Below are 23,594 nucleotides of genomic sequence, written 5' to 3'. Positions count from 1 at the left end.
GGGTCATTGCGGCGCCGGCCCATTTCGAACCATCGCTGAAAGACGCCATTTTGCGGACTTGTGGTCTGCGAGGATGGCGCCCTGTGGAGACAGGATATGGAGACCTTCGACTATATCGTGATCGGCGCCGGATCGGCCGGCTGCGTGCTCGCCAACCGGCTGGCCGCGGATCGCAACACGCGCGTGCTTCTTCTGGAAGCTGGCGGCAATGACAACTATCACTGGATCCATATTCCGGTCGGCTATCTCTACTGCATCAACAATCCCCGCACCGACTGGTGTTTCACCACGGAGAAGGAAGAGGGCCTGAACGGCCGCGCGCTGAACTACCCCCGCGGCAAGGTGCTGGGCGGCTGCTCGTCCATCAACGGCATGATCTACATGCGCGGCCAGGCGCGCGACTACGACCAGTGGCGACAGCTGGGCTGCGAGGGATGGGGCTGGGACGACGTACTGCCGCTGTTTCGCAAATCCGAGGATTTCTACAAAGGCGCCGACGACATGCATGGCGCCGGCGGCGAATGGCGGGTGGAGCGGGCGCGTGTACGCTGGGCGGTGCTCGAGGCCTTCCAGCAGGCGGCGAAGGAGGCCGGCATTCCCGAAACCGCCGATTTTAACCGCGGCACCAACGAAGGCAGCGGCTATTTCGACGTCAACCAGCGGTCCGGTGTGCGCTGGAACACCGCCAAGGCCTTCCTGCGACCGGCCCTTGCCCGCGGCAATCTGACGGTGCTGACCAAGGCACATGCGGAGCGGCTGATCATCGAGGATGACGCGGTCGCGGGCGTCCAGGTACATCATGACGGCGTGAGCAAGCGCTTCCGGGCTCGTCGGGAGACGGTCTTGTCGGCCGGCGCGATTGGCTCGCCGCATCTCCTGGAATTGTCCGGCATCGGTGATCCCGTCGTGCTGAAGGAGGCGGGCATCGACGTGGTACGGGAGATGCCGGCCGTCGGCGCCAACCTGCAGGACCATCTCCAGCTCCGCGTTGTCTTCAAGGTCACGGGCGTTCCGACCCTCAACGAAAAAGCCTCGGCCTTCCTCGGCAAGGCCGCGATCGGCCTTGAGTATCTTTTGCGCCGCTCCGGACCGATGTCGATGGCGCCCAGCCAGCTTGGTATCTTCACGCGGTCCGGGCCTGAGAAGGAGACGCCTGATCTGCAGTTTCACGTCCAGCCCGTATCGCTCGACAAGTTCGGCGATCCCGTTCACCGTTTTCCGGCGGTGACCGCAAGCGTGTGCAACCTGAGGCCGGACAGCCGCGGTTCCGTTCATGTCCGTTCACCCGATTTCGCGCAGCAGCCGCGCATCGCGCCGCAGTATCTGTCCGCCGCAAGCGACCGGCAGGTGGCGGTGAAGGCGATCCGCCTTGCCCGCACCATCGCGCGGCAACCGTCCTTCGCAAAATTCCACCCCGAGGAATACAAGCCGGGGCCGTCCTACGAGACGGAGGAGCAGTTGGTGGAGGCAGCGGGTCACATTGGCACCACCATCTTCCATCCCGTCGGCACCTGCCGGATGGGCACAGATCCCGACAGCGTCGTCGATCCGCGCCTGCGGCTGCGGGCACTCGGTCGGCTCCGCATCGCGGATGCCTCCGTCATGCCGACCATCACCTCCGGCAACACCAATTCGCCAACGATCATGATCGCCGAAAAGGCGGCCGAGATGATCCTCGCCGACAACAGATAGACAACAAGAACTCCAAGAGGGAGGAGAGCAAAGATGGCCAGTATCGCATTCATCGGCCTCGGCAATATGGGGCTGCCGATGGCCGCCAACCTTCTGAAGGCCGGGCACGCCGTCAAGGGATTCGATCTGTCTTCCTCTGCGCGTGATGCGGCCAGCGATGCAGGCCTTGAACTTGCCGCCGATCTTCTGGACGCAATCCGGGCAGCCGAGGTCATCATCACCATGCTGCCGGCCGGTGTGCATGTGGTGACCGTCTGGACGGACATTGCCGGCAAGGCAAGACCCGGCAGCCTGGTGATCGATTGCTCCACAATCGATGTGGAAAGCGCTCGCAAGGCGCATGCGATTGCCGAGAGCGCCGGCCTTGCGAGCCTCGACGCGCCGGTGTCCGGGGGCACGGGGGGCGCCAGTGCCGGGAGCTTGACCTTCATGGTGGGCGGCACCGGCGATACCTTTGCGCGCGCTCTTCCGCTGCTGGAGGCGATGGGCCGCAAGATCGTGCATTGCGGCGCGACAGGTGCAGGGCAGGCCGCCAAAATCTGCAACAACATGATCCTTGGCATCTCGATGATCGCCGTCTGCGAAGCCTTCGCGCTTGGCGAAAAGCTCGGCCTCTCGCATCAGGCCCTCTATGACGTCGCCTCGACGTCTTCGGGCCAGTGCTGGTCGCTCACCAGTTATTGCCCCGTGCCCGGTCCCGTGCCGACCTCGCCCGCCAACAGGGATTACGTGCCGGGCTTTGCCGCCGGCCTGATGCTGAAGGACCTCAAGCTTGCGCAACAGGCGGCTCTGGCCACCGGCGCTGCCACGCCGCTCGGGGCAGAAGCGGCGCAACTCTACGGCCTGTTCAACAAGGCCGGGCAGGGCGGGCGCGACTTTTCCGCCATCATCGAGATGCTGCGCGGAGCGGGCTGACTCGCAGTCCACCTCCCGTCGACCGCTGTGACCGGATTTCCGTTGTTCAGCGTCCGGATGCGTCCTATCGTGCCGCGGCTTCGAGGCATGAGGAAGGGCAAGACAGGCATGACCACCATTCAGATGATCGAGGCGGCTGCGACGCGCATCGGCAACCGGGCACTTTACACGCCGCTGCTCTCCTCTCCCTTTCTGGATGAGATCGCCGGCCGGCGCGTCTTCGTGAAGCCGGAATGCCTGCAGCGTACCGGTTCCTTCAAGTTTCGCGGCGCCTGGTCGGCGATTTCCGCGCTGGAGCCGGAGGTCCGCAAACGCGGCGTGATTGCCTTTTCCTCCGGCAACCACGCGCAAGGGGTGGCGCTGGCAGCCAGATTGCATGGCATTGCCGCCGTGATCGTCATGCCGGCCGATGCACCGCGGCTGAAGATCGACAATACCCGCGCCTATGGGGCCGAGGTCGTGCTGTATGACCGCGAGCGGGAAGATCGCGACGCGCTGGGTGCAGCCCTTGCCGAACAACGCGGCCTCACGCTGATCAAGCCCTTCGACGAACCGCAGGTGATTGCCGGGCAGGGGACGGTCGGGCTGGAAATTGCCGGACAGGCCAGGGAAGAAGGCATCGAGCAGGCTGACGTGCTGGTCTGCTGCGGTGGTGGCGGGTTAACCGCCGGGATTGCACTGGCGCTGGAGGCGCGGGCTCCCGGCCTCAGAGCCCGCCCGGTGGAGCCACAGGGCTTCGATGATACGGCACGCTCGTTGAAAAGCGGACAGATCGAACGCAATGTGCGACTGGGCGGCAGCATCTGCGATGCGATCATCACCCCGGAACCCGGGCGATTGACGTTTCCGATCACCAGCCGCCTGTGCGGACCGGGGCTTGCCGTCAGCGATGAGGAGGCGCTGCGTGCCGTGGCACTGGCCTTCAGCCGCCTCAAGATTGTACTGGAGCCAGGCGGTGCGGTGGCGCTTGCTGCAGCGCTTTTCCGTCCCGATGAGATCAAGGGCGATGCGGTGATCGCCGTCGGATCCGGCGGCAACGTCGATCCGGACATCTTTTCCGGGGCGCTCTCCCGCTACGGCGCGTGATCCTCTGCCCCGACAGGGCCAACCGGGAAGCCAAGAGTGGATGGAAGCAGGCCCTCGCCTTACATCGGCAATGCCGGGATTCCGTCTGGGACAGGTTGTGCAGTATCACTTGCGCAAAAATCCCCATGTAATTGCTAAAATGACTGCAACTGTTTTAGGAATCCGGTAGACTCTTTCCAAATCAGCTCGCCAGCATTCAACGGAACCTTCCATGCGTTCAGCCGTACGGTCTTCGTTCTTCCCGCTCGTCCGCGATGTTGCCAGTGTGTATGGCGAGCTGGAGACCCTGAGGGATCGATCCGTCTTCATCTCACTGAAAAAGAGGGAGGAGGCGCTGGCCGAGGCGGAATGCCTGGAAGGCGGCGATGTTGCCGGCAAGCCGCTTTACGGCATGCTGTTTGCCGTCAAGGACAATATCGATGTAGCAGGCATGCCGACCACTGCCGGCTGTGCCGCCTTTTCCTACACACCCGAGCGATCGGCCACCGTGGTGGAGCGGCTGGAGGCCGCAGGTGCCATCCTCGTCGGCAAGACGAACATGGACCAGTTTGCCACCGGACTCGTCGGTGTTCGCTCCCCCTTCGGCATCCCGCAGAATGCTTTGCGCGCCGATCTCATTCCGGGTGGTTCCAGTTCGGGCTCGGCTGTTGCGGTCGCGCGCGGCTTCGTCGATTTTGCGCTCGGCACGGATACGGCCGGGGCAGGCCGCATCCCTGCCGCGATGAACGGCATTGTCGGACTGAAGCCCTCCTTCGGCCTGCTGCCAGCAACAGGCGTGGTCACGGCCTGTCGCTCTCTGGAGACGGTTGCCGTCTTTGCACGGGAGGTGGAGCTTGCCTTCAAGGTCATGCAGGTCTGCGCGGGCTTCGATCCGGAAGATCCCTATTCGAGCCGAATGCCAGAACCGTCACTTGGGGCAGTGCCGCCACGTCCAAGGGTGGGCGTGCCTTATCCCGACCATCGGCAGTTCTTCGGCGATTCCGCCGCAGAGGCAGCCTATGAAGCAGACCTTGAACGGCTGGCCGATCTTGGCGCGGAGATCGTCGAGCTTGATTTCATGGCCTTTATCGAAGCGGGCCGCCTGCTCTACGAAGGGCCATGGCTTGCGGAGCGCTATCTGCGCTTCCGCACCCTGATCGAGGAGCGGCCCTCCACCATTCTGCCGGTGACACTCGGAATCCTCAGCGAAGCCCGGCAAATGGGTGCCATCGAAGCCTTCGACTCCTTCTATCGCCTTGCAGAACTGAAGCGGCGTGTGGAGGGACTGATGGAGGGGCTCGATTGTGTCGCCGTACCAACCGTACCGCGTTTCTATACGATGTCCGATCTGGCGCGCGAGCCGGTGCGCTACAACTCGCACATGGGCACCTACAGCAACTTCGTCAATCTGCTGGATCTTGCGGCAATCAGCGTGCCGGTGGGACAGCGGAGCGACGGGCTCCCCTCCAGCCTCTGTCTGATCGGCCCTCGCGGCACTGACGGACTGTTATCGGCCATGGGCCGCATGGCCAGCGCCGGCATGCGCTCCGCTGCGCCGCTTCGCGCCACGGGCGGACGCGTGGAACTTGCGGTATTCGGATCGCACCTCTCCGGCCTCTCGCTGAATGGGGAACTGAAGGCGGCGGGCGCAAGCTTCCTGCGCACCACGCAGACAGTGCCTGACTATCGCCTGTTTGCGCTATCCTCGCCGCTCCCCGCACGTCCCGGCCTGCTGCGCGTCGGGCGGGGAGAGGGAATTCCGGTGGAAACCGAGGTCTGGTCGCTGGAGCGCGATGCCTTTGGGGCGCTGGCGGCAGGGCTTGGCGCGCCGCTTTCGATGGGCGTCATTTCGCTGGCCGACGGAACGGAAGCAAAGGGCTTTCTGGTCGAGGCAGCGGCCACCGTGACCGCCGAGGACATCAGCGAACACGGCGGCTGGCGGGCCTGGCTGTCGGTGCGCCGCTGACGCTTTCCGACGGTTGGACGACAGCGCGTTTACCTGCGGAGCAGTAGCCCGAAGGATTCCCAGGGCGCCAATTGCAGGCTTTGGCCGATCGCCGTGATCGGCTCATGCGTCCAGATCAGGGGTTCACCTTCGCCCACAATTTCATCCGGCAGTTCCAGCGACAGCGGCTCGGACGACATGTTGGCAATCACTGTCAGGCGTTCCTCGCCGAGGCTGCGCGTGTAGACGAAGGCCTGCGGATGCTGGTCGAGCCAGGACTGGTAGTGACCATAGACGATCACGTCATGGGTTTTGCGCAGCGCAATCAGCCGACGGTAATGGTGGAAGACGGAGGTTTCCTCGGCAACCGCCGCTTCGGCGTTGATTGTCACATGGTTGGGATTCGCCTCGATCCACGGCGTGCCTGTGGTGAAGCCACCGTGGGCACCACCGGTCCACTGCATGGGCGTACGCGCATTGTCACGGCTGTTCTCGTTGGCACCACGAATGAAGGCCTCCGGCGAAAGGCCCGTCTCCGTCTGAAGCAGATACATGTTGAGCGTCTCGATGTCGCGGTATTGGTCGATTGACTGGAATGGCACATTGGTCATACCGATTTCCTCGCCCTGATAGATATAGGGCGTGCCCTTCATCAGATGCAGAACGGTCGCAAGCGTCTTGGCCGACGCCACCGGAAACGCCGTGTCGTCGCCATAACGGGAAACGGCGCGTGGCAGATCGTGATTGCCCCAGAACAGCGAGTTCCAGCCATCCTCCGACAACGCCCGCTGCCACTTGGAAAATACGGCCTTCAGCGCCACCAGATCGGCGGGCTTCGAGCGCCACTTGCCATAGGTTTCGTCCCAGCGCTGCGTCACATGCTCGAACTGGAAGACCATGGAGAGTTCGCCGCGTGCCCGGCCTGAATAGAGAAGCGCGGAGGAGGGGGTGACGCTCCAGGTTTCGCCCACCGTCAGCACGTCGCGACCTGCCAGTGTTTCGCGGTGCATGTCCTGAAGGTAATCATGCAGATGCGGGCCATCGCTGGTGATCTTCGCATCCACCTGCTTGCCGATCAGGTCGATCACGTCCATACGAAAGCCGGCAATGCCGCGATCCAGCCACCAGTTCATCATCCGATGGACTTCGGCGCGCACCTTCGGATTTTCCCAGTTGAGATCCGGCTGCCGGCGGGAGAAGAGGTGCAGATAATACTGGCCACTGGGCGCATGGAATTCCCAGGCCGAGCCGCCAAAATAGGAGGCAAGCTCGTTCGGCACGCCCCCATCCGGGGCGGGATCGCGCCACACATAGAAGTCGCGGAACGGGTTGTCGCGCCCCTTGCAGGCTTCGGCAAACCAGAGGTGTTCATCCGAGGTGTGGTTGACGACAAGGTCCAGCACGATGCCGATGCCACGCGCTTTCGCCTCAGCCACCAGGCGGTCGAAATCGGAAAGCGTGCCGAATTCCGGCGCGATATCCTGATAATCGGCAATATCGTAACCGTTGTCGTCCATCGGCGAGGTGTAGATCGGCGACAGCCAGATCACGTCGATGCCGAGCTCTTCCAGATAATCCAGCCGCTCGATCATGCCCGGAATGTCGCCGATGCCATCGCCGTTCGAATCGGAGAAGCTGCGCGGATAGATCTGGTAGACGGTCGAGGAATGCCACCAGTGGCGCTCCTGATTGACCGCGGGGTTCGGACGGGCGGCGTCGGTCATGGTTCCTCCTCGAGAGACTGCATCTGCCTCGTCAACCTAGGACATTCTGATGCAGCGTCACCCCCGTTTTCGGTAAAAAGGGGCCGGGGAGAAAGATACTCCAAGCAATCCGATGCGGCTTGACGATTTCACCAAGGAGCCGGTACCTCGCCTGCGAGGGCTCTGGCTGGAAATGGTCGACCTTACCCCGCCACCTTTCCCAGTTCGGGAAATTTCTCCCGCGCGACCTCGATGGAAGGGCAGATGATGTCGCTGGCGCCGAGCGTGACGGAGATGTTGTCGGACACGTCCAGTTCGCCGTCGAAGGTCACGGGAAGCCGTTCGCCGCTCTGGCGCACTAGCATTCCCTCATGGCGAAAGCCCTGCTTCAGCAGCCAGTCGCGCGGCGCCATGACGCTGATGCGGACGCGGACGGCTTCGTCGTGCTCACGGGTGGCGACCAGCTTGTAGCCCACCTCCGACTGGCCTCCGCCAACCTCCAGCTTGCCGTTGCTTGACGCCTCCTGCAGGTGCTCGCTCATTGCCGTCTCCGCCGTATCGGGTGCCGGAAACAGACCTGCCCGAGGGGGAGATCTGTTTCCGTCTGCCGTTTCCATGTCCCAGTCCCGTTACGTTCATGCCGTTTCGGGACGCTCTCTAAACATCGGGATCCGGCTGTTTGTTCCGCATTCGGGCGCGTTCCTCCTCGCGCCAGGCACGGGGCGTCATGCCGATCTGCCGGCGAAAGCAGCGGGAAAAATAGGCGGGATCGGAATAGCCGAGGTTTTCGGCAATGTGCTGCACGCTGTGGCCGGTAAACAGCAGCGCGCGCCGGGCCTCCTCCATGGAGCGCTCCATGATCAGGTCATGCACGGTACGACCTGTCACCTGCCGGACCGTGCGGCTGAGATGCGTGGGAGACAATCCCAGTCGTCGCGCGTAATCCTCCACCGTCCATTGCGCGCGATGGTGCTTCAGGATGAGGTCATTCAGTGATCTGACGCGGGCAGAATTCACATCCGGCAGCGCCTCGGGCAGGGCGGGTGCGAGCAGTCGGCCGAGCATCACAAGCACGGTCGCCACATGCGCCTCCAGCATTTGCTCGCGTGCCGACCGCTGCTCCGCATATTCGGCGGCGATGCGGAAGAAGGTCGTTTCCAGATAGGCCGTGTCGGCGGCCGTTGCATCAAGTGCCAGCACCAGGGGATCGGCAAAGGCGGCCAGCGGCCCGGCATTGTCTGCGCCGGGCCCCAGCCGATCCGGCACCAGCGTCACCACCAGCCCGTCTATATCGGGTGAAAAGCGGAAGCCATGCACAGGCCCGGGCGGTACCGCAATTACACAAGGCGGCTGAAGCACGACCGTTCCTGCCGGCAGGATTGCATCCCCCGATCCGGTTCGAATGTACAAAAATTGCAGGAAGCTCTCATGGCGGTGCAAGCCGATTTCCCAGCGATATCCGCTGCTGCGCGCCGCGATTGTCTCGCAATGCACCCAAAATTCGCGTTGTTCGCCACCTTCCTCTCCATAAAGGCTGTAGGTGGGTATGCCTGCCGCCATATCGTCTCCTCCGCAACATGGTCAAAATGTCCCAGAAGCTGGCCGAAATGTCCATTGTTCCGGATGCCTCTCTGCCGCAGTCTCCGCCTGACAAAATGCAAATTCGGGAGGACGAACATGCGCACCCAGGTCACCATCATCGGCTCCGGCCCTGCCGGACTTCTTCTTGGCCAGCTCCTGACGCGGGCCGGCATCGACAACATCATCCTCGATCGTGTGTCGAAGGACTACATCCTCGGCCGCGTGCGGGCCGGCGTGCTGGAATGGGGCTCCGTCGGCCTGCTGGACGAGGCTGGCGCGGGCGCCCGCATGCATGCCGAAGGACTGCCGCATGACGGCTATTCGCTCGCCTTCGACGGGCGCGATCATCGCATTGATCTCTTTGCCCTGACGGGCAAGCGCGTCATGGTCTACGGTCAGACGGAGGTCACCCGCGATCTGATGGATGCACGCGAAGCATCCGGTGCCCAAACAATCTACGAGGCAGGCCATGTCCATCCGCATGATTTCGATGGCGAGAACCCTTATGTCACCTATGAGAAGGATGGCGTAACCCACCGCATCGATTGCGATTTCATCGCGGGCTGCGACGGGTTCCACGGGGTCAGCCGCAAATCCGTGCCGGAAGGGGCCATCCAGAATTTCGAAAAGATCTATCCGTTCGGCTGGCTTGGCGTGCTGGCCGAAATTCCGCCCGTCAGCCACGAACTGATCTATGCAAACCACCCGCGCGGCTTTGCGCTTTGCTCGATGCGGTCGGAAACACGCAGCCGCTACTACGTGCAGTGCACGCTGGACGACAAGGTGGAGAACTGGTCGGACGAACGCTTCTTCGACGAATTACGCCGCCGCCTGCCGGCCCATCACGCGGAAGCCATGGTGGTCGGCCCCTCTTTCGAAAAGTCGATCGCGCCGCTGCGCTCCTTCGTCGCCGAACCCATGCGCTTCGGCCGGATGTTCCTGGTGGGCGATGCCGCGCATATCGTGCCGCCAACCGGCGCCAAGGGGCTCAATCTCGCTGCCAGCGACGTTCACTACCTGTTTGAGGGTCTGCGCGACTATTATGGCGATCATTCAAGCGCAGGCATCGATACCTATTCGGCGCGCGCCCTGAAACGCGTCTGGAAATCGGTTCGTTTTTCCTGGTCGATGACCACGCTGATGCACCGCTTCCCCGATACGGGCGATTTCGGCCAGAAGATCCAGGAGGCCGAGCTCGATTACCTCACTCACTCCGTAGCTGCTTCCACAGCCATGGCGGAAAACTACGTCGGCCTGCCACTTTGAAACGAGCAGAAGCGATCCGCCGGAGGATCGTGCAAGAAATCCGGCGGATCAAACAAACCGGCCCGGCCTCTCCTGCGTTATGGTCCGTGCTGCTTCCACTCGCGAAGCAGCACCCCATTTTCACTCAGATCAGAAGGTCATGACCATGGCTATTGCACGAGGCTATGCGGCAACGGATGCGTCCAAGCCCCTCGAACCGTTCACGTTCGAGCGTCGGGAGCCGCGCGAGGACGATGTCGTCATCTCCATCAAATATTCCGGCGTCTGCCATTCGGACATCCACCAGGCCCGCAATGAGTGGGGCAATTCCCGTTTTCCCATGGTTCCCGGCCACGAGATTGCCGGTGTCGTCACCGCCGTCGGTGCCAATGTGACGAAGTTCAAGGTCGGCGACCATGTCGGCGTCGGCTGCTTCGTCGATTCCTGCATCCATTGCCAGACGCGCGATCTCGACAACGAACATTACATGCCGGGTCTCGTCCAGACCTATAACGACGTGGAAGCCGATGGCGAAACGCCGACCTATGGCGGCTATTCGGATTCGATCGTCGTCAAGGAAGGCTATGTGCTGTCCATTCCGGACAATCTGCCGCTGGACAAGGCAGCGCCGCTGCTCTGCGCCGGCATCACGCTCTATTCGCCGCTCGCCCACTGGAAGGCCGGCCCTGGCAAGAAGGTGGCCATCGTCGGCATGGGTGGTCTCGGCCATATGGGCGTCAAGATCGGCGCCGCCATGGGTGCAGACATCACGGTGCTCAGCCAGTCGCTCTCCAAGAAGGACGACGGCCTGAAGTTCGGCGCCAAGGATTACTACGCAACCTCGGATGCCGAAACCTTCACCAAGCTCGCCGGCACCTTCGACCTCATCATCTGCACGGTCAGTGCCGGTATCGACTGGAACGCCTATCTCAACCTGCTCAAGGTCGACGGATCCATGGTGCTGGTCGGCGCTCCGGAAAACCCGGTACCGGTGCATGCCTTCGCGCTGATCCCCGGTCGCCGCAGCCTCTCCGGCTCGATGATCGGCTCGATCAAGGAAACCCAGGAAATGCTGGATTTCTGCGGCAAGCACGACATCACCGCCGATATTGAACGGATCGACATCAAGGATATCAACGAGGCCTACGAGCGCGTGATCAGAAGCGATGTGCGCTACCGCTTCGTGATCGACATGGCGACGCTTCCCGCGGCTTGATCGCATCCCAGAAACATCGGGGCGGGATGAAAGTCCCGCCCCGATGCCGCGTTTTGCCTCCGGTGATTGCCCTTCCGGTCTTCGCTGATCCTGCCGTGGAAAAGCCATCGACAGGCAGCAGATCAACCTGCATAGCAGGCGTCATCGCAAGATCCCGCCGCCGCTTGCAGTCCCGTCTCGTTCAGGAGTTTTCATGTCCGATCCGCATCCTACCGGGGCCGACGGTTCCACGGAGGGACCGTCCACGGCCCTCATTGCCACGATCGGACTGGCCGCCGGCTCGCTGGTGGCCAATATCTATTACGCGCAGCCCCTGGTGCGGGAAATCGCCGGCGAACTCGGCATCGATCCGGATCTGGCGGGCGCGCTCACCTCGACAACCCAGATCGGCTATGGCATCGGGCTGTTTTTCCTCGTCTCTCTGGCGGATCTGGTGGAAAACCGCCGCCTGGTGCTGGTGACGCTGAGCATCACGCTGATCGGCCTGATCGGCATGGGGCTGTCGACCTCCGTCGTACCCTTCTTTCTGTTCTCCTTCCTCATCGGCGTCTGCTCCACCGGTGCGCAGGTACTGATCCCCTTCATCGCGCACAAGGTGCCGGTGGAAAAGCGCGGCCGCGTCGTCGGCAACGTGATGGCGGCGGTGCTGACCGGCATCATGCTGGCAAGGCCCGTGTCACTGTTCGTCGCAGGCACCTTCGGCTGGCGGGCGATCTTCTTCCTCTCTGCCGCCCTGATGGCTGCCATCGGCCTCGCGCTGTTCCGGATGATGCCAAAACAGGCGCCGGAAAGCCGCATGCGCTATCATCAGGTGATCGCCTCGATGGGCACGTTGCTGCGCGAAACACCGGTGCTGCGCTGGCGCTCCGCCTATCAGGCGATCATCTTCTGCGCCTTCAACCTGTTCTGGACGGCAATCCCTTTTGCGCTGTCCGAGCGCTTTGCCCTCAGTCAGCACCAGATCGGTCTGTTCGCGCTGGCGGGTGCCGGCGGTGCGCTGGCCGCTCCCATCGTCGGACGTCTGGCCGATCGTGGCCTCGGGCTTGTCCTGTCCGCGACGGCCATGGTGGGGCTAGCCGTCTTCTTCGCCGTCAGCGGCTATGCGGTGATGGCCGGTGCGCTGGTTCTGCTCGCGATGTCGGCCGTGCTGATAGATGCTGCGGTGCAGGCCAACCAGATTGTCAGCCAGCGCATCATCTTCGCCATCGCCCCCGAAAAGCGCGGCCGCCTCAACGCCATTTACATGACCTCCGCCTTCATCGGCGGCGCCTTCGGCTCGACGCTCGGCACACTCACCTATCACTGGGGTGGCTGGACGGGCACCGCCAGTGTCGGCGCCGGGCTCGGCGTACTGGGCGTTGTGCTGTTTGCGCTGGAGCAGGCTGGACGGCGGACAGGCTGAGCGTTACCCGGACGACACAACCTCAGCCGCCGCCTGCCGGATGGTCTGCATGAGAATCGAGAGCGGCAGCGAGGGAGGCATATCGGTGCGTAGCGTCAGCCCCACCGGGCCCTTGGTTTCGCTGGTATCGATCGGCAATGCCGCCAGCATTCCATCGACAATGTCGCCCGCGACGACACCACTCGAAATGATCCAGATCGCATCGCTCATGCGCACGAAGGCGCGGCCGAAGGCGTCGGAGACGGTCTCCACCTGCGTCGGCAGGCTGGCCACGCCGTTGGCGATCAGGAACTGCTCCACCACCGGGCGGATGATCGAGCCCCGCGTCGGCATCAGAACCGGGTAGTGCGCCAGCCCCGCGTAGACCGAGCCGCCGGACAAGAGCGGATGGCCGGCGCGGACCACGAACAGCACCTGCTCCGAATACAGATGCTCGAAGGAGAAGCCGGTCATTTTCTCAGGCGCTGCCAGTCGTCCGACAACAAGATCCAGTTCCCCAAGCCGCAACTGCTCCAGCAGAACGGCATTTTCACCGGTAACGATCTTGATGCGGCTGCGCGTCTGCTCATCGAGGAACAGCGCCATGGCCCTTGGCATGATACGGGTGGAGACGGTCGGAAGCGCGCCAACGCGTACCGGCGGAACATTGTCGAGCAGTTCCTGAGAGACAGAATCAATACCTTGCCGCAGGGCGGTCAGCGAGGCGCCGGCATGGCGCAGAAACACCTCGCCCGGCCGCGTCAGCCGGATGCCGCGACCGTCGCGTTCGAAAAGCGATACGCCGAGGGCGTCTTCCAGTTCGCGGATCGTCTTCGTCACCGCCGGCTGGCTGATATGCAGAACGTCGGCAGCCTTCACCACGCTCTTCTGCCGCGCCACCTCCACGAAGGTGTGCAGATGCCGGTATTTGACGCGGGAGCCAATCAATACATAACTCTTAGGTTAACGATGAAGCGCTGAAATGTCATTTTACCTAACCATTTTGGAGATGCAATAAAGGCAACGGAGGAACACATCATGCAATTTCTCAGGATCGGCGACGTGGTGCTGAGCCATGACATTCATGGTCTCGGTAGCGGCAAGCCGGCGCTCTGTTTCATCAATTCGCTCGGCACCGATCGGCGCATCTGGGATGCGGTCGTCGCCGTACTGCGCGATGATTTTACGATCCTCACTTTCGACAAGCGCGGCCACGGCCTGTCGGATCTCGGCTCGCCGCCCTACCGGATCGAGGAGTTTTCGCAGGATCTGGCCGGCCTTCTCGATCACTATGGCCTCACCAGCGTGATCGTCTGCGGCCTGTCGGTCGGCGGCCTGATTGCGCTCGGTCTGTACCAGAGCCGGCCAGATCTCGTGCGCGCCATCCTGTTCGCCGATACCGCGCACAAGATCGGCACGCCTGAATTCTGGAAGACCCGTATCGATGCGGTGATGGAGGGCGGGATCGAGAGCATTCTCGAACCAATCATGTCGCGCTGGTTCACGTCCCCCTATCGCTCTGCGGACAATGCCGCCTATCAGGGCTACTGCACCATGCTCGTGCGCCAGCCGAAGCTTGGCTATGCGGGCACCTGTGCGGCGATCCGCGATGCAGACTTCACCGAGGTGGCGCGCAATGTTGCGGTTCCCGCCCTCTGCGTGGTGGGAGACCAGGATGGCTCGACACCGCCCGATCTCGTACGTTCGCTCGCCGATCTCGTGCCGGGCGCCCGCTTTGCCGTGATTGCCGGGGCAGCACATATCCCTTGCGTGGAAACGCCCGAAAAATTCATCACCCTTCTGCGTACCTTCATTGCAGACCTGCCTGGAGACTAGACATGGCTGACCAGTCCGTTGCCTCGGAACGCTACCGCCAGGGCATGACGACCCGCCGCTCGGTGCTGGGCGATGCCCATGTGAACCGAGCGATTGCGAACGAGACGCCGTTCGATCGCCCGTTCCAGGAGATGATCACGGAAGGGGCCTGGGGCACCGTCTGGTCCCGCCCCCATTTTTCGAAACGCGAGCGGTCCATTGTCACCATCGCGCTTCTTGCCGCCCTCGGCCAGCACGAGGAGGTGGCGATGCATATTCGTGCCACGGCGAATACGGGCGCGACGAAGGAAGACATCTGCGAAGCACTTCTTCACGTCGCCATCTATGCCGGCGTTCCGGCAGCCAACCATGCGTTCAAGATCGCAAAATCAGTCTATGCCGAGATGGAAGCATCTCAGGACACTGAGGAGGACACGAAATGAAGAATGCCTTGCCTGAAACAGGCGGTTTCTTTGCCCGCGACCGGGCCATGCATCCGCCAGCCTTGACCCCCGGCTACAAGACCTCGGTGCTGCGCTCGCCCCAGCGCGCCCTGATCTCGCTGGAAGGGACCAAGAGCGAAGTCACCGGCCCGGTCTTCGGCCACAACATGATCAACGAGTTCGACAACGACCTGATCGTCAACTATGCCAAGCCCGGCGAGATGGCGATCGGCCAGCGCATCCTTGTCCATGGCCGCGTGCTGGACGAGCGTGGCGTGGGCGTGGCCGGCGCGCTGGTGGAGTTCTGGCAGGCCAATGCCGGCGGTCGCTATCGCCACAAGAAGGAAACCTATCTCGCGGCCCTCGATCCGAATTTCGGCGGCTTCGGGCGCTGCGTGACTGACGAGAACGGCTATTACTGGTTCCGCACGATCAAGCCCGGCCCCTATCCATGGCCGAATGGCGTCAATGACTGGCGCCCGGCGCATATCCACTTCTCGATCTTCGGCCACGGCTTTGCCCAGCGCCTGATCACGCAGATGTATTTCGAAGGTGATCCGCTGATCTGGATTTGTCCGATCGTCAAGACGATCCCGGACGAGGAGGCGATCAAGCGCCTCGTCGCGCCGCTCGACATGAACAACACCATCCCGATGGATATGCGCGCCTACAAGTTCGACATCGTTCTGCGTGGTCGCCGCTCCACCTTCTTCGAGAACCGCAAGGAGGGCAACTGACCATGGTTCAGCCGCTCAACTACCTCAAGGAATCCCCGTCGCAGACGGCAGGGCCCTATGTCCATATCGGCTGCACGCCGAACTTCACGGGCATCCACGGCGTCTACGAGACGGATCTCGGTTCCGGACCGCTGTGCAACGACAAGACCCGTGGCGAGCGCATCACCATCAGGGGGCGGGTGATCGACGGGTCCGGCACGCCGTTGCGCGACGCGCTCGTGGAAATCTGGCAGGCGGATGCCGATGGTTATTACAACAGCCCGTCGGAAACACGCGGCAAGGCCGATCCGAACTTCTTCGGCTGGGGGCGATGCCCGGCGGACATGGCGACAGGCGAATTCGTGTTCGAGACGATCAAGCCGGGCCGCATACCGTTCAATGACGGCAGGTTGATGGCACCGCATGTCACGCTGTGGATCGTTGCGCGCGGGATTAATATCGGCCTTCATACGCGCATGTACTTCTCCGACGAGGAGGCCGCCAATGCGGAGGACCCGGTGCTCAACCGCATAGAGCACCGCGTACGCGTGCCGACCCTTATCGGCAAGCGCGAAGGCAATACGGTAACCTTCGATATCTATCTTCAGGGCGAAAACGAAACCGTGTTCTTCGACATCTGAGGCAGCCTTGGCCATTTCCGCATTCGACCACCCCTTCCTGTCCGGTCTTCTCGGTGACGAGGAGACCGGTGCCTTCTTTCGCGCCGGTGCCGACATCAAGGCAATGCTGGCTTTCGAACGCGCGCTGGCGCTTTCGGAAGGGCGGGCGGGCGTCATTCCGGCAGACGTAGCGCGCCGCATTGCCGATCAAATGGGCCGTTTCTGGCCCGATATGGACGGTCTGCGCGAGGGCGTCGCGCGTGATGGGGTGGTGGTTGCAGAACTGGTCAAGCAGTTGCGATCGGCCGTGGGCGGCGAGGACGCCGCCCATGTCCATGTGGGTGCCACCAGTCAGGATGTCATCGACACCAGCCTGATGCTGCGGCTCTCCTCCGTGCTGTCCCTGCACCGGCAAAGGCTTGACGATCTGGTTGCAGCCTTTCACGCCCTCGACCAGGCCCATGGCGACCGTCGGCTGATGGGGCATACCCGTATGCAGGCGGCGATCCCGATCACGGTCTCCGATCGCATTCGCTCCTGGTCCGATCCTCTGCAACGCCATGCGGTGCAGGCCCAGTCGATCCTCGCCGCCCGCCTGCCGCTGCAGTTCGGCGGCGCTGCCGGGACGCTGGACAGGCTGGCGGACAAGGCTGCAGCGGTGAGGGCAGGGCTCGCCGCAGAACTTGGGCTCGCCGATGTTCCCCAATGGCAGAGCCAGCGTGACCGCCTGGTAGAAGTCGCCGACCTCTTTTCGCGCATTTCCGGCAGTCTTGGCAAGTTTGGACAGGACGTCGCGCTGCTGGCGCAGATGGGCGGCGAGATCAGCCTGTCCGGCGGCGGCGGTTCGTCTGCCATGGCCCACAAGCAGAACCCGGTGGCCGCCGAAGCGCTCGTGTCCCTTGCGCGCTTCAACGCCGTGCAGATGTCGGGCATGCATCATGCGCTGGTCCACGAGCAGGAGCGTTCGGGTGCTGCCTGGACGCTGGAATGGCTGCTGTTGCCCTCCTTGGCGGTGGCCTGCGGCGCGTCGCTGCGTCTGGCAACAGATCTCGTTGGCAAGATCCGCTCGCTTGGGACCGTTTGAGGCTTAGCCCCAGCAGGGAGGTTATCTTGCGCCTGGGCCTGGCAGACAACAGCGCGCCTGAGATGACAACCACCTAACCCATTGAATTGACGCCTTATATTTTATGCGCCAGCCGTTCCCGTTTTTAAGACAATGCGGTAGTGTGCGCGCGCTTTGGCCTGAAGGCCATCAGGGAGGATTTTCTTTATGCTTATCAACATCGACCCGCTTCTGTCTCCGGACCTGCTGCATGTGCTGCGCGCCATGGGCCATGGCGATGAAATCGCCATTGTCGACGCAAATTTTCCGGGTACGACCAATGCGCGTCGGCTGGTGCGTCTGGACGGAATCAGCGTGACGGAGGCGACGCGGGCAATCCTGACCGTGCTGCCACTCGACGATTTCGTCGATGTTCCCGTCTTCACGATGGAGGTGGTCGGCAGCCCCGAGGACGTACCGCCGGCGGTCGCCGAACTGCGTGCACTGGTTGGCGAGCGCGGCGCCTGCGGCACGCTGGAGCGACACGCCTTCTACGCCCGCGCCCGCGACTGCTTCGCCATCGTCCAGACCGGAGAAACTCGCCTTTATGGAAACATCATCCTTAAAAAGGGCGTGGTCAGAAGCTGACCGGCGCCACCCGCGCACGGCTTGCGCCTGAGATGAAGCATGGCGGCACCCCGGTTGCCGCCATTTCTTTTCACATCGATCATATGCCTCTCCACATAGGGCACGGGACGATCGATGAGCATGGTCGGCGCCTGACGCAGCAGCGACCGTCTTTCAGGACGCGCAATGCGAAGCGGGTGCCCATGAGACCTTCGGTACCCACCGAGGCTCGACAGAAGCCAAAGGGGGCCATGCGCGCCTGCATTTATTCAGCAGCCGCGCTTTCACAGCTGGGAGCCGGCATGCCGGCGCTGTCACCCTCCACCATCTGTTTCCGCAAGAACCGAAAATCACCGACCTGACAGACGTCAAACCTGTTGACCACATTATGAACTAACTGGTACAAACATTCCTGTCTTCAGATGCCGCCGTGAGTGCGGCCGGAGACGCAGGGAGGATTGGGGACCCGAGGGGAGGCGACGTTCATCGCCGGCATCCCCGGACGGGCCGGGAGGATTGATGTCATACAGCCTGGATTTCTCGGCCGTCGTGGAGCGACTTCCCGAACTGCTGCTGGCCTGCCTGTCGACGATCGGCCTTGCGATCGCCGGCATGTCGCTTGCGACGATCATCGGCATTCTGGGCGTCATAGCCCGGCGCTCGACCATCCGGCCGCTGCGCGCTGCGGTGATTGCGTTTGTCGAGGTTATCCGCAACACGCCCTTCCTCGTGCAGATCTTCTTCATCTTTTTCGCGCTGCCGCAGTTCGGCATCCGCCTCAATCCGACCGTCACGGCCATCATCGCGCTTGCCCTCAACGGCGGCGCCTATGCCATCGAAATCATTCGCGGCGGGGTGGATGCCATTCCGAAGGGGCAGGTGGAGGCGGGGCTGGCGCTTGGCCTGCACAAGGCACAGATCTTCCGCTTCATCGTTTTGAAGCCGGCGCTGAGGGCGGTCTATCCATCACTGACCAGCCAGTTCATCATGCTGACGCTGACGACCTCGGTCTGCACCTCGATTGCCGCCTATGAACTGACCTCCGTGGCCCAGAAGATCGAGGCGGATACCTTCCGCTCCTTCGAGGTCTATTTCTCGATCACCCTGCTCTATCTGGTGATTTCCTCGCTGATGATGGGCGTTTTTGCCATCATCAACCGCCTCTCCTTCAGCTATCCGGTCAAGTGAGGACAAGACATGGCGTCGATCGGCTTCAACGAATTGTACTTCCTCCTGCAGGGTCTGAAGTGGACGCTGGCGCTGACCCTGATCGGCTTCATCGGCGGTGGCGTGTTCGGCCTCCTGGTGGCCCTCGCGCGCACGGCGGAGAGCCAGGTCCTCCAGCGCGCCACGGCCGGCTATATTGCCGTCTTCCAGGGAACGCCGCTCCTGATGCAGCTGTTCGTCGTCTATTACGGCGTGGCACTCGTCGGGCTGGATGTCGATGCCTGGCTCGCTGTTGCCATTGCCTTTACCCTGCATGCCAGCGCCTTTCTGGGTGAGATCTGGCGGGGCGGCATCCAGGCCGTGCCGAAGGGGCAGACGGAGGCCGCCAAGGCGCTTGGCCTGCACTATGTCTCGCGTGTCCGCGACGTCATCCTGCCGCAGGCGCTCAAGATCGCGCTGCCGGCGACCATCGGCTTCCTCGTGCAGTTGATCAAGGGCACCTCGCTCGCCGCCATCGTCGGCTTCGTGGAACTGTCACGCGCTGGCCAGATCGTCTCCAACCAGACATTCCGCCCGCTGACCGTCTTCGCCATCGTCGGCCTTATCTATTTCCTGATCTGCTGGCCGCTGTCGCTCTGGGGCGCCCGCGCCGAGCGCAGCCTGCAGACAGCATCCCGTTAACCGTTCATCAGCTTTGTTAAGGAGGAGCAAAAGATGAAGGAATTCCGCAAGATCACCCGCCGCAGCCTGCTTGCGCTGGCGGCCTGCGTTGCCGCTCTGCCGGCGATCCAGGCAACCGACGCCTTCGCCGGCACGGTCGCCGAAGCCAAGTCGAAGGGCAAGGTTGTCATCGGCATCCAGGGCGACAACTCCCCCTGGGGCTTCGTCAACTCGAGCGGCGTACAGGACGGACTCGATGCCGATATCGGCAAGGCTTTCGCCGACAGCCTTGGCGTCAAGGTGGAATTCGTTCCGCTCGCGGTCGCAAACCGCATTCCGGCCCTGCTGACAGGCAAGGTCGATGTGCTCTTCGCCACGATGGGCATGACGGCCGAGCGCGCCAAGACCATCCAGTATTCCAAGCCCTATGCCGGTAACGTTCTCTCGGTCTATGGCCCGAAAGACAAGAAGATTGCCGGATACGACGACCTGAAGGGGATGAATGTCGGCGTTCCGAAGTCGAGCGCAATGGACACCTCTCTGACCGCCGGCGCGAAAACCGCCAATATCCTGCGTTTCGACGATGATGCCGCCAACATCCAGGCCCTCATTGCCGGTCAGGTGGAAGCCGTCGGCGGCAACCAGTTCTACGGCGACCGCCTGAACGCGGCTGCCGCTGGCAAGTACGAATCCAAGTTCGATCTCACGACGCTCTACAACGGCGCCGGCACCCGTCCGGGCGAGAAGGACTGGAACGAGTCCGTCAACACCTTCATCGACAAGATCAAGGCCGATGGCACGCTCGCCAAGATCTATGCCAAGTGGATGAAGCGCGATGTGCCGGCCTTCCCGGACTCGCTCCCGGACATCCCCTTCACGGTCAAGTAAGCGGAGGTTTCCATGCCGCAATCCGTCTCCCAGCATGTCCCACTGATTGCGCTCGAGGGCGTCGGCAAGTGGTATGGAGCCTATCACGCGCTCAGGAGCGTGAATCTGACGGTGGCGAAGGGCGAGAAAATCGTCCTTTGCGGCCCGTCCGGATCGGGAAAATCCACCCTGATCCGGTGTATCAATCATCTGGAGGAGATCCAGGAGGGGAAGATTACCGTGGAAGGCACGGTGCTCAACCATTCCGCCAGTACCGTCGATGCGGTGCGGCGCGAGGTGGGCATGGTGTTCCAGAGTTTCAATCTCTTCCCGCACATGACCATTCTGGAAAACTGCATCCTCGCCCCCATGCGGGTGAAGAAGATGGCAAAGGCCGAGGCCGAAGCCACCGCACGCAAATATCTGGAACGGGTGCGCATTCTCGACCAGGCGGACAAATATCCGGCCCAGCTTTCCGGCGGGCAGCAGCAGCGGGCAGCGATCGCGCGGGCGCTCTGCATGGAGCCTAAGGCAATGCTGTTCGACGAGCCGACCTCGGCGCTCGATCCGGAAATGGTCAAGGAAGTGCTCGACACCATGATCGGTCTCGCGCGCGACGGCATGACGATGATCTGCGTCACCCATGAAATGGGCTTTGCCCGCCAGGTGGCCGATCGTGTGGTGTTCATGGCCTCCGGCGAAATCATCGAGGAAGGCCCGCCCGAAGAGTTTTTCCGCAATCCGCAGCATCAGCGCACGCGTGCCTTCCTGGGTGAAATCCTCGCACACCACTGAGGAAGCGCGCACGCGCCCCTTCGATCCACTCCGCCTGAACGGCATGGGACCATGACACAGCAAACCTCGTTTCGCGTCGGCCTGATCGGCGCAGGGATCCAGCTTTCCAAATCGCCGGCGCTCCACATGCAGGAAGGGGCAGCCCATGGCCTCGATTATCTCTACGAACTGGTGGACGTGACCGCCCGCAATCTGCCCGACAGCGCGCTGCCGGACCTTCTCGACGAACTGGAAGGTCGAGGCTTCTGCGGCACGAATATCACGCATCCCTTCAAGCAGGCGGTCATACCGCTGCTGCATGAACTGTCTGATGACGCCCGCATGCTGGGCGCCGTCAACACCGTCGTCTTCCAAGAGGGACGGCGCATCGGCCACAATACAGACTGGTACGGTTTTTATGAAAACGTGGCGCGAGGCCTTCCTGATGTGGCGAAGGGGCGCGTGCTTCTGGCCGGCGCCGGCGGTGCAGGAGTGGCCGTTGCCCATGCGGCGCTGAAGCTTGGCGTTGGCCATCTCGACATCTTTGATCAGGACCGCCACAGGGGCGAGGCCCTGGCCGCGGAACTGAACCTGCGCTTTGGTGCGGAACGCGCCTTTGCTGTTGACGATCCGGCGCAATCGCTGCCATGGGCCGACGGCTTCATCAATGCCACGCCGGTCGGCATGCTGGCCCATCCCGGCATTCCCGTGGAACCGGCCTTGCTTGAGCCGCGCCACTGGGTGGCCGATATCGTCTACGTGCCGCTGATCACCGAACTCCTGGCAACGGCTGCGGCAAAGGGCTGCCGAACCCTGCCGGGCGGGGGCATGACCGTTTACCAGGCCGTTGGCGCCTTCCGTCTGTTTTGCGGTCGCGAACCGGACGCGGAGCGGATGACGCGGCATTTCCACGAACTTTGTGCCGTGGAGACGCCACGATGAGCCTCGTCTACATTCTCAATGGCCCGAACCTGAACCTGCTGGGCCAACGTCAGCCGGAAATCTATGGCCGCGATACGCTGGCCGATATCGAGGCGCGCTGCCGGACACTCGCCGAAGCGGCGGGGCACATTCTCTTCTTTGCCCAGAGCAACCGTGAATATGAACTGATCGACTGGATCCATGCCGCGCGCACCGAGGCCGCCGGAATCATCATCAATCCGGGCGCCTTCACGCACACGTCGGTCGCAATTCTCGATGCGCTCAACACCTTCGAGGGCCCGGTCTTCGAAGTGCATATCTCCAACATCCACAAGCGTGAGGTCTTCCGGCACCACTCCTACGTATCGACGCGGGCTGATGGTGTTCTGGCCGGCTTCGGGACGGAAGGTTACGAACTGGCGCTGCGCCACCTCATCAATCGGTTTTCCCGATCGCGCTGAGATGATCCGGGCGGAGCACATAGCGCAGCACCATCTCGGCCACATGCCGGGACAGGATCTCCTGTCCTTCCGAGGTAAAGAGATCGCCGCCGAAAATGTGCGAGAATGTGGCGCTGTTCGACACATTGAAGAAGGAAAGAGCACTGATCTGCCAGTGCAGTTCCAGCGGATCGATGCCCTTGCGGAACAGATCCTGCGCCTGCCCGCGCCGCAAGACACCCTGAAGTGCTTCGATTGCGGGCTGGTTGAGGCCGCGAATGGCGTCAGAGGTCTGCATGTGGCGGCCGTGGTGGATGTTTTCGATCATGACCATGCGGATGAAGGCGGGGTTGGCCCGATGGTGCTCGAAGGTGAAGCGACAGAGGCGTTCCAGCGCCGCGACAGGATCCAGCCCCTCCAGGTCCAGTTCGGTCTCCCCGCCGCGCACCTTGCCATAGGCCTCCTCCAGCACCCGCCGGTAAAGCCCTTCCTTGTCGCCGAAATAATAGTAAATCATCCGCTTGGAGGTGCGCGTGCGCGCCGCGATCTCGTCGATGCGTGCGCCCGACAGGCCGTTCTGCGAAAACTCCTCCATGGCTACCGTCAGGATGTCGCGACGCACGCCTTCCGGGTCCCGGGTCGCCGGCTTGGCATCCTTGGCCTTCACCGCTGCGGCAGTTCGCTTCATCGGGTCTCTTCTCGAAGGGGCGGTCATTCGATAGTATCGATTTAACCAACCAGTACAGAACACCGGGAAGG

At 62.6% G+C, this 23,594-nt stretch carries 24 protein-coding genes; 19 read left to right on the top strand and 5 right to left on the bottom strand.

Translation table 11 applies throughout. The features are described from left to right. Positions 1 to 96 precede the first annotated feature (96 nt). The 4 genes from F3H95_RS09385 (at position 97) to atzF (ending at position 5,638) form a co-directional block, all read left to right on the top strand. On the top strand, positions 97 to 1,692 hold the full coding sequence (locus F3H95_RS09385; protein ID WP_149745746.1) for a GMC family oxidoreductase N-terminal domain-containing protein: 1,596 nt from the start codon (positions 97 to 99) through the stop codon (positions 1,690 to 1,692). Positions 1,693 to 1,725: 33 nt separating this feature from the next. Next, positions 1,726 to 2,607 carry a 3-hydroxyisobutyrate dehydrogenase gene (mmsB, locus tag F3H95_RS09380; protein WP_149745745.1) on the top strand — a complete coding sequence of 294 codons (882 nt, stop codon included), beginning with the start codon at positions 1,726 to 1,728 and terminating at the stop codon, positions 2,605 to 2,607. 108 nt (positions 2,608 to 2,715) lie between these two features. Next, on the top strand, positions 2,716 to 3,693 hold the full coding sequence (locus tag F3H95_RS09375) for a threonine/serine dehydratase (RefSeq protein ID WP_149745744.1): 978 nt from the start codon (positions 2,716 to 2,718) through the stop codon (positions 3,691 to 3,693). Between the two features lie 211 nt (positions 3,694 to 3,904). Beyond that, positions 3,905 to 5,638 carry an allophanate hydrolase gene (gene atzF, locus F3H95_RS09370; protein WP_149745743.1) on the top strand — a complete coding sequence of 578 codons (1,734 nt, stop codon included), beginning with the start codon at positions 3,905 to 3,907 and terminating at the stop codon, positions 5,636 to 5,638. 29 nt (positions 5,639 to 5,667) lie between these two features. Here atzF and F3H95_RS09365 read toward each other — a convergent pair whose 3' ends face one another. From F3H95_RS09365 to F3H95_RS09355, 3 genes are all read right to left on the bottom strand, one after another. Beyond that, the gene (locus F3H95_RS09365) at positions 5,668 to 7,341 is read right to left on the bottom strand and encodes an alpha-glucosidase (RefSeq protein WP_149745742.1); all 1,674 of its coding nucleotides are present in this window, start codon (positions 7,339 to 7,341) and stop codon (positions 5,668 to 5,670) included. A 182-nt stretch (positions 7,342 to 7,523) separates the two neighbouring features. After that, complete coding sequence (locus F3H95_RS09360; protein ID WP_149745741.1) at positions 7,524 to 7,862, bottom strand: hypothetical protein; 339 nt, start codon at positions 7,860 to 7,862, stop codon at positions 7,524 to 7,526. Positions 7,863 to 7,977: 115 nt separating this feature from the next. Beyond that, positions 7,978 to 8,880 (bottom strand): helix-turn-helix domain-containing protein, encoded by a 903-nt coding sequence (locus F3H95_RS09355; RefSeq protein ID WP_149745740.1) that lies wholly within the window; start codon positions 8,878 to 8,880, stop codon positions 7,978 to 7,980. Positions 8,881 to 8,997: 117 nt separating this feature from the next. On the opposite strand from F3H95_RS09355, the gene pobA reads away from it, so the two are divergent. The 3 genes from pobA to F3H95_RS09340 all read left to right on the top strand — a co-directional run bounded on the left by pobA (position 8,998) and on the right by F3H95_RS09340 (position 12,764). After that, positions 8,998 to 10,167 carry a 4-hydroxybenzoate 3-monooxygenase gene (gene pobA / locus F3H95_RS09350; RefSeq protein WP_149745739.1) on the top strand — a complete coding sequence of 390 codons (1,170 nt, stop codon included), beginning with the start codon at positions 8,998 to 9,000 and terminating at the stop codon, positions 10,165 to 10,167. A gap of 145 nt (positions 10,168 to 10,312) precedes the next feature. Further along, positions 10,313 to 11,362: an NAD(P)-dependent alcohol dehydrogenase gene (locus tag F3H95_RS09345; protein ID WP_149745738.1), complete on the top strand. Its 1,050-nt coding sequence runs from the start codon at positions 10,313 to 10,315 to the stop codon at positions 11,360 to 11,362. Positions 11,363 to 11,555: 193 nt separating this feature from the next. Then, on the top strand, positions 11,556 to 12,764 hold the full coding sequence (locus F3H95_RS09340) for an MFS transporter (RefSeq protein WP_149745737.1): 1,209 nt from the start codon (positions 11,556 to 11,558) through the stop codon (positions 12,762 to 12,764). Between the two features lie 3 nt (positions 12,765 to 12,767). Here F3H95_RS09340 and pcaQ read toward each other — a convergent pair whose 3' ends face one another. After that, a complete protein-coding gene (gene pcaQ / locus F3H95_RS09335) occupies positions 12,768 to 13,691 on the bottom strand; it encodes a pca operon transcription factor PcaQ (RefSeq protein ID WP_143124106.1) in 924 nt (307 codons plus the stop codon). 90 nt (positions 13,692 to 13,781) lie between these two features. On the opposite strand from pcaQ, the gene pcaD reads away from it, so the two are divergent. The 12 genes from pcaD (at position 13,782) to aroQ (ending at position 22,856) form a co-directional block, all read left to right on the top strand. Continuing rightward, complete coding sequence (pcaD, locus tag F3H95_RS09330) at positions 13,782 to 14,579, top strand: 3-oxoadipate enol-lactonase (RefSeq protein ID WP_149745736.1); 798 nt, start codon at positions 13,782 to 13,784, stop codon at positions 14,577 to 14,579. A gap of 2 nt (positions 14,580 to 14,581) precedes the next feature. Further along, positions 14,582 to 15,001, top strand: a complete 420-nt coding sequence (pcaC, locus tag F3H95_RS09325; protein WP_143124104.1) for a 4-carboxymuconolactone decarboxylase — start codon at positions 14,582 to 14,584, stop codon at positions 14,999 to 15,001. Then, a complete protein-coding gene (gene pcaH, locus F3H95_RS09320) occupies positions 14,998 to 15,738 on the top strand; it encodes a protocatechuate 3,4-dioxygenase subunit beta (protein ID WP_143124103.1) in 741 nt (246 codons plus the stop codon). The genes pcaC and pcaH overlap by 4 nt, the downstream gene beginning before the upstream one ends. Before the next feature lie 2 nt (positions 15,739 to 15,740). Beyond that, entirely contained in the window at positions 15,741 to 16,358 is a 618-nt protein-coding gene (gene pcaG / locus F3H95_RS09315) for a protocatechuate 3,4-dioxygenase subunit alpha (protein ID WP_149745735.1), read from the top strand. Between the two features lie 7 nt (positions 16,359 to 16,365). After that, the gene (locus F3H95_RS09310; RefSeq protein WP_149745734.1) at positions 16,366 to 17,421 is read left to right on the top strand and encodes a 3-carboxy-cis,cis-muconate cycloisomerase; all 1,056 of its coding nucleotides are present in this window, start codon (positions 16,366 to 16,368) and stop codon (positions 17,419 to 17,421) included. 186 nt (positions 17,422 to 17,607) lie between these two features. Next, the gene (locus F3H95_RS09305; RefSeq protein WP_149745733.1) at positions 17,608 to 18,027 is read left to right on the top strand and encodes an RbsD/FucU domain-containing protein; all 420 of its coding nucleotides are present in this window, start codon (positions 17,608 to 17,610) and stop codon (positions 18,025 to 18,027) included. 498 nt (positions 18,028 to 18,525) lie between these two features. Next, positions 18,526 to 19,194, top strand: a complete 669-nt coding sequence (locus F3H95_RS09300; protein WP_143124099.1) for an amino acid ABC transporter permease — start codon at positions 18,526 to 18,528, stop codon at positions 19,192 to 19,194. A gap of 9 nt (positions 19,195 to 19,203) precedes the next feature. Beyond that, positions 19,204 to 19,854, top strand: a complete 651-nt coding sequence (locus tag F3H95_RS09295) for an amino acid ABC transporter permease (protein ID WP_149745732.1) — start codon at positions 19,204 to 19,206, stop codon at positions 19,852 to 19,854. 33 nt (positions 19,855 to 19,887) lie between these two features. Beyond that, positions 19,888 to 20,721, top strand: coding sequence for a transporter substrate-binding domain-containing protein (locus F3H95_RS09290; protein ID WP_143124097.1), 834 nt, complete (start codon positions 19,888 to 19,890; stop codon positions 20,719 to 20,721). Positions 20,722 to 20,733: 12 nt separating this feature from the next. Beyond that, complete coding sequence (locus F3H95_RS09285; protein ID WP_143124096.1) at positions 20,734 to 21,495, top strand: amino acid ABC transporter ATP-binding protein; 762 nt, start codon at positions 20,734 to 20,736, stop codon at positions 21,493 to 21,495. Between the two features lie 51 nt (positions 21,496 to 21,546). After that, positions 21,547 to 22,416 (top strand): shikimate dehydrogenase, encoded by an 870-nt coding sequence (locus F3H95_RS09280; protein WP_149745731.1) that lies wholly within the window; start codon positions 21,547 to 21,549, stop codon positions 22,414 to 22,416. Further along, positions 22,413 to 22,856, top strand: a complete 444-nt coding sequence (gene aroQ, locus F3H95_RS09275; protein ID WP_149745730.1) for a type II 3-dehydroquinate dehydratase — start codon at positions 22,413 to 22,415, stop codon at positions 22,854 to 22,856. Before F3H95_RS09280 ends, aroQ begins: the two co-directional genes overlap by 4 nt. Here aroQ and F3H95_RS09270 read toward each other — a convergent pair. Beyond that, positions 22,831 to 23,523 (bottom strand): TetR/AcrR family transcriptional regulator, encoded by a 693-nt coding sequence (locus tag F3H95_RS09270; RefSeq protein ID WP_143124093.1) that lies wholly within the window; start codon positions 23,521 to 23,523, stop codon positions 22,831 to 22,833. The two genes, aroQ and F3H95_RS09270, sit on opposite strands and share 26 nt — an antisense overlap. Positions 23,524 to 23,594 lie beyond the last annotated feature (71 nt).

The organism is Rhizobium sp. RU35A, assembly GCF_900156005.1.
Lineage (GTDB): Bacteria > Pseudomonadota > Alphaproteobacteria > Rhizobiales > Rhizobiaceae > Neorhizobium > Neorhizobium straminoryzae.
This window is presented reverse-complemented; position numbering and strand designations above follow the sequence as displayed.

Bases quoted from the DNA above. Each gene is read 5' to 3' on its own strand.
- F3H95_RS09385 (WP_149745746.1), top strand. From the start codon at position 97: ATGGAGACCTTCGACTATATCGTGATCGGCGCCGGATCGGCCGGCTGC.
- mmsB (WP_149745745.1), top strand. From the start codon at position 1,726: ATGGCCAGTATCGCATTCATCGGCCTCGGCAATATGGGGCTGCCGATG.
- F3H95_RS09375 (WP_149745744.1), top strand. From the start codon at position 2,716: ATGACCACCATTCAGATGATCGAGGCGGCTGCGACGCGCATCGGCAAC.
- atzF (WP_149745743.1), top strand. From the start codon at position 3,905: ATGCGTTCAGCCGTACGGTCTTCGTTCTTCCCGCTCGTCCGCGATGTT.
- F3H95_RS09365 (WP_149745742.1), bottom strand. From the start codon at position 7,341: ATGACCGACGCCGCCCGTCCGAACCCCGCGGTCAATCAGGAGCGCCAC.
- F3H95_RS09360 (WP_149745741.1), bottom strand. From the start codon at position 7,862: ATGAGCGAGCACCTGCAGGAGGCGTCAAGCAACGGCAAGCTGGAGGTT.
- F3H95_RS09355 (WP_149745740.1), bottom strand. From the start codon at position 8,880: ATGGCGGCAGGCATACCCACCTACAGCCTTTATGGAGAGGAAGGTGGC.
- pobA (WP_149745739.1), top strand. From the start codon at position 8,998: ATGCGCACCCAGGTCACCATCATCGGCTCCGGCCCTGCCGGACTTCTT.
- F3H95_RS09345 (WP_149745738.1), top strand. From the start codon at position 10,313: ATGGCTATTGCACGAGGCTATGCGGCAACGGATGCGTCCAAGCCCCTC.
- F3H95_RS09340 (WP_149745737.1), top strand. From the start codon at position 11,556: ATGTCCGATCCGCATCCTACCGGGGCCGACGGTTCCACGGAGGGACCG.
- pcaD (WP_149745736.1), top strand. From the start codon at position 13,782: ATGCAATTTCTCAGGATCGGCGACGTGGTGCTGAGCCATGACATTCAT.
- pcaC (WP_143124104.1), top strand. From the start codon at position 14,582: ATGGCTGACCAGTCCGTTGCCTCGGAACGCTACCGCCAGGGCATGACG.
- pcaH (WP_143124103.1), top strand. From the start codon at position 14,998: ATGAAGAATGCCTTGCCTGAAACAGGCGGTTTCTTTGCCCGCGACCGG.
- pcaG (WP_149745735.1), top strand. From the start codon at position 15,741: ATGGTTCAGCCGCTCAACTACCTCAAGGAATCCCCGTCGCAGACGGCA.
- F3H95_RS09305 (WP_149745733.1), top strand. From the start codon at position 17,608: ATGCTTATCAACATCGACCCGCTTCTGTCTCCGGACCTGCTGCATGTG.
- F3H95_RS09300 (WP_143124099.1), top strand. From the start codon at position 18,526: ATGTCATACAGCCTGGATTTCTCGGCCGTCGTGGAGCGACTTCCCGAA.
- F3H95_RS09295 (WP_149745732.1), top strand. From the start codon at position 19,204: ATGGCGTCGATCGGCTTCAACGAATTGTACTTCCTCCTGCAGGGTCTG.
- F3H95_RS09290 (WP_143124097.1), top strand. From the start codon at position 19,888: ATGAAGGAATTCCGCAAGATCACCCGCCGCAGCCTGCTTGCGCTGGCG.
- F3H95_RS09285 (WP_143124096.1), top strand. From the start codon at position 20,734: ATGCCGCAATCCGTCTCCCAGCATGTCCCACTGATTGCGCTCGAGGGC.
- F3H95_RS09280 (WP_149745731.1), top strand. From the start codon at position 21,547: ATGACACAGCAAACCTCGTTTCGCGTCGGCCTGATCGGCGCAGGGATC.
- aroQ (WP_149745730.1), top strand. From the start codon at position 22,413: ATGAGCCTCGTCTACATTCTCAATGGCCCGAACCTGAACCTGCTGGGC.
- F3H95_RS09270 (WP_143124093.1), bottom strand. From the start codon at position 23,523: ATGAAGCGAACTGCCGCAGCGGTGAAGGCCAAGGATGCCAAGCCGGCG.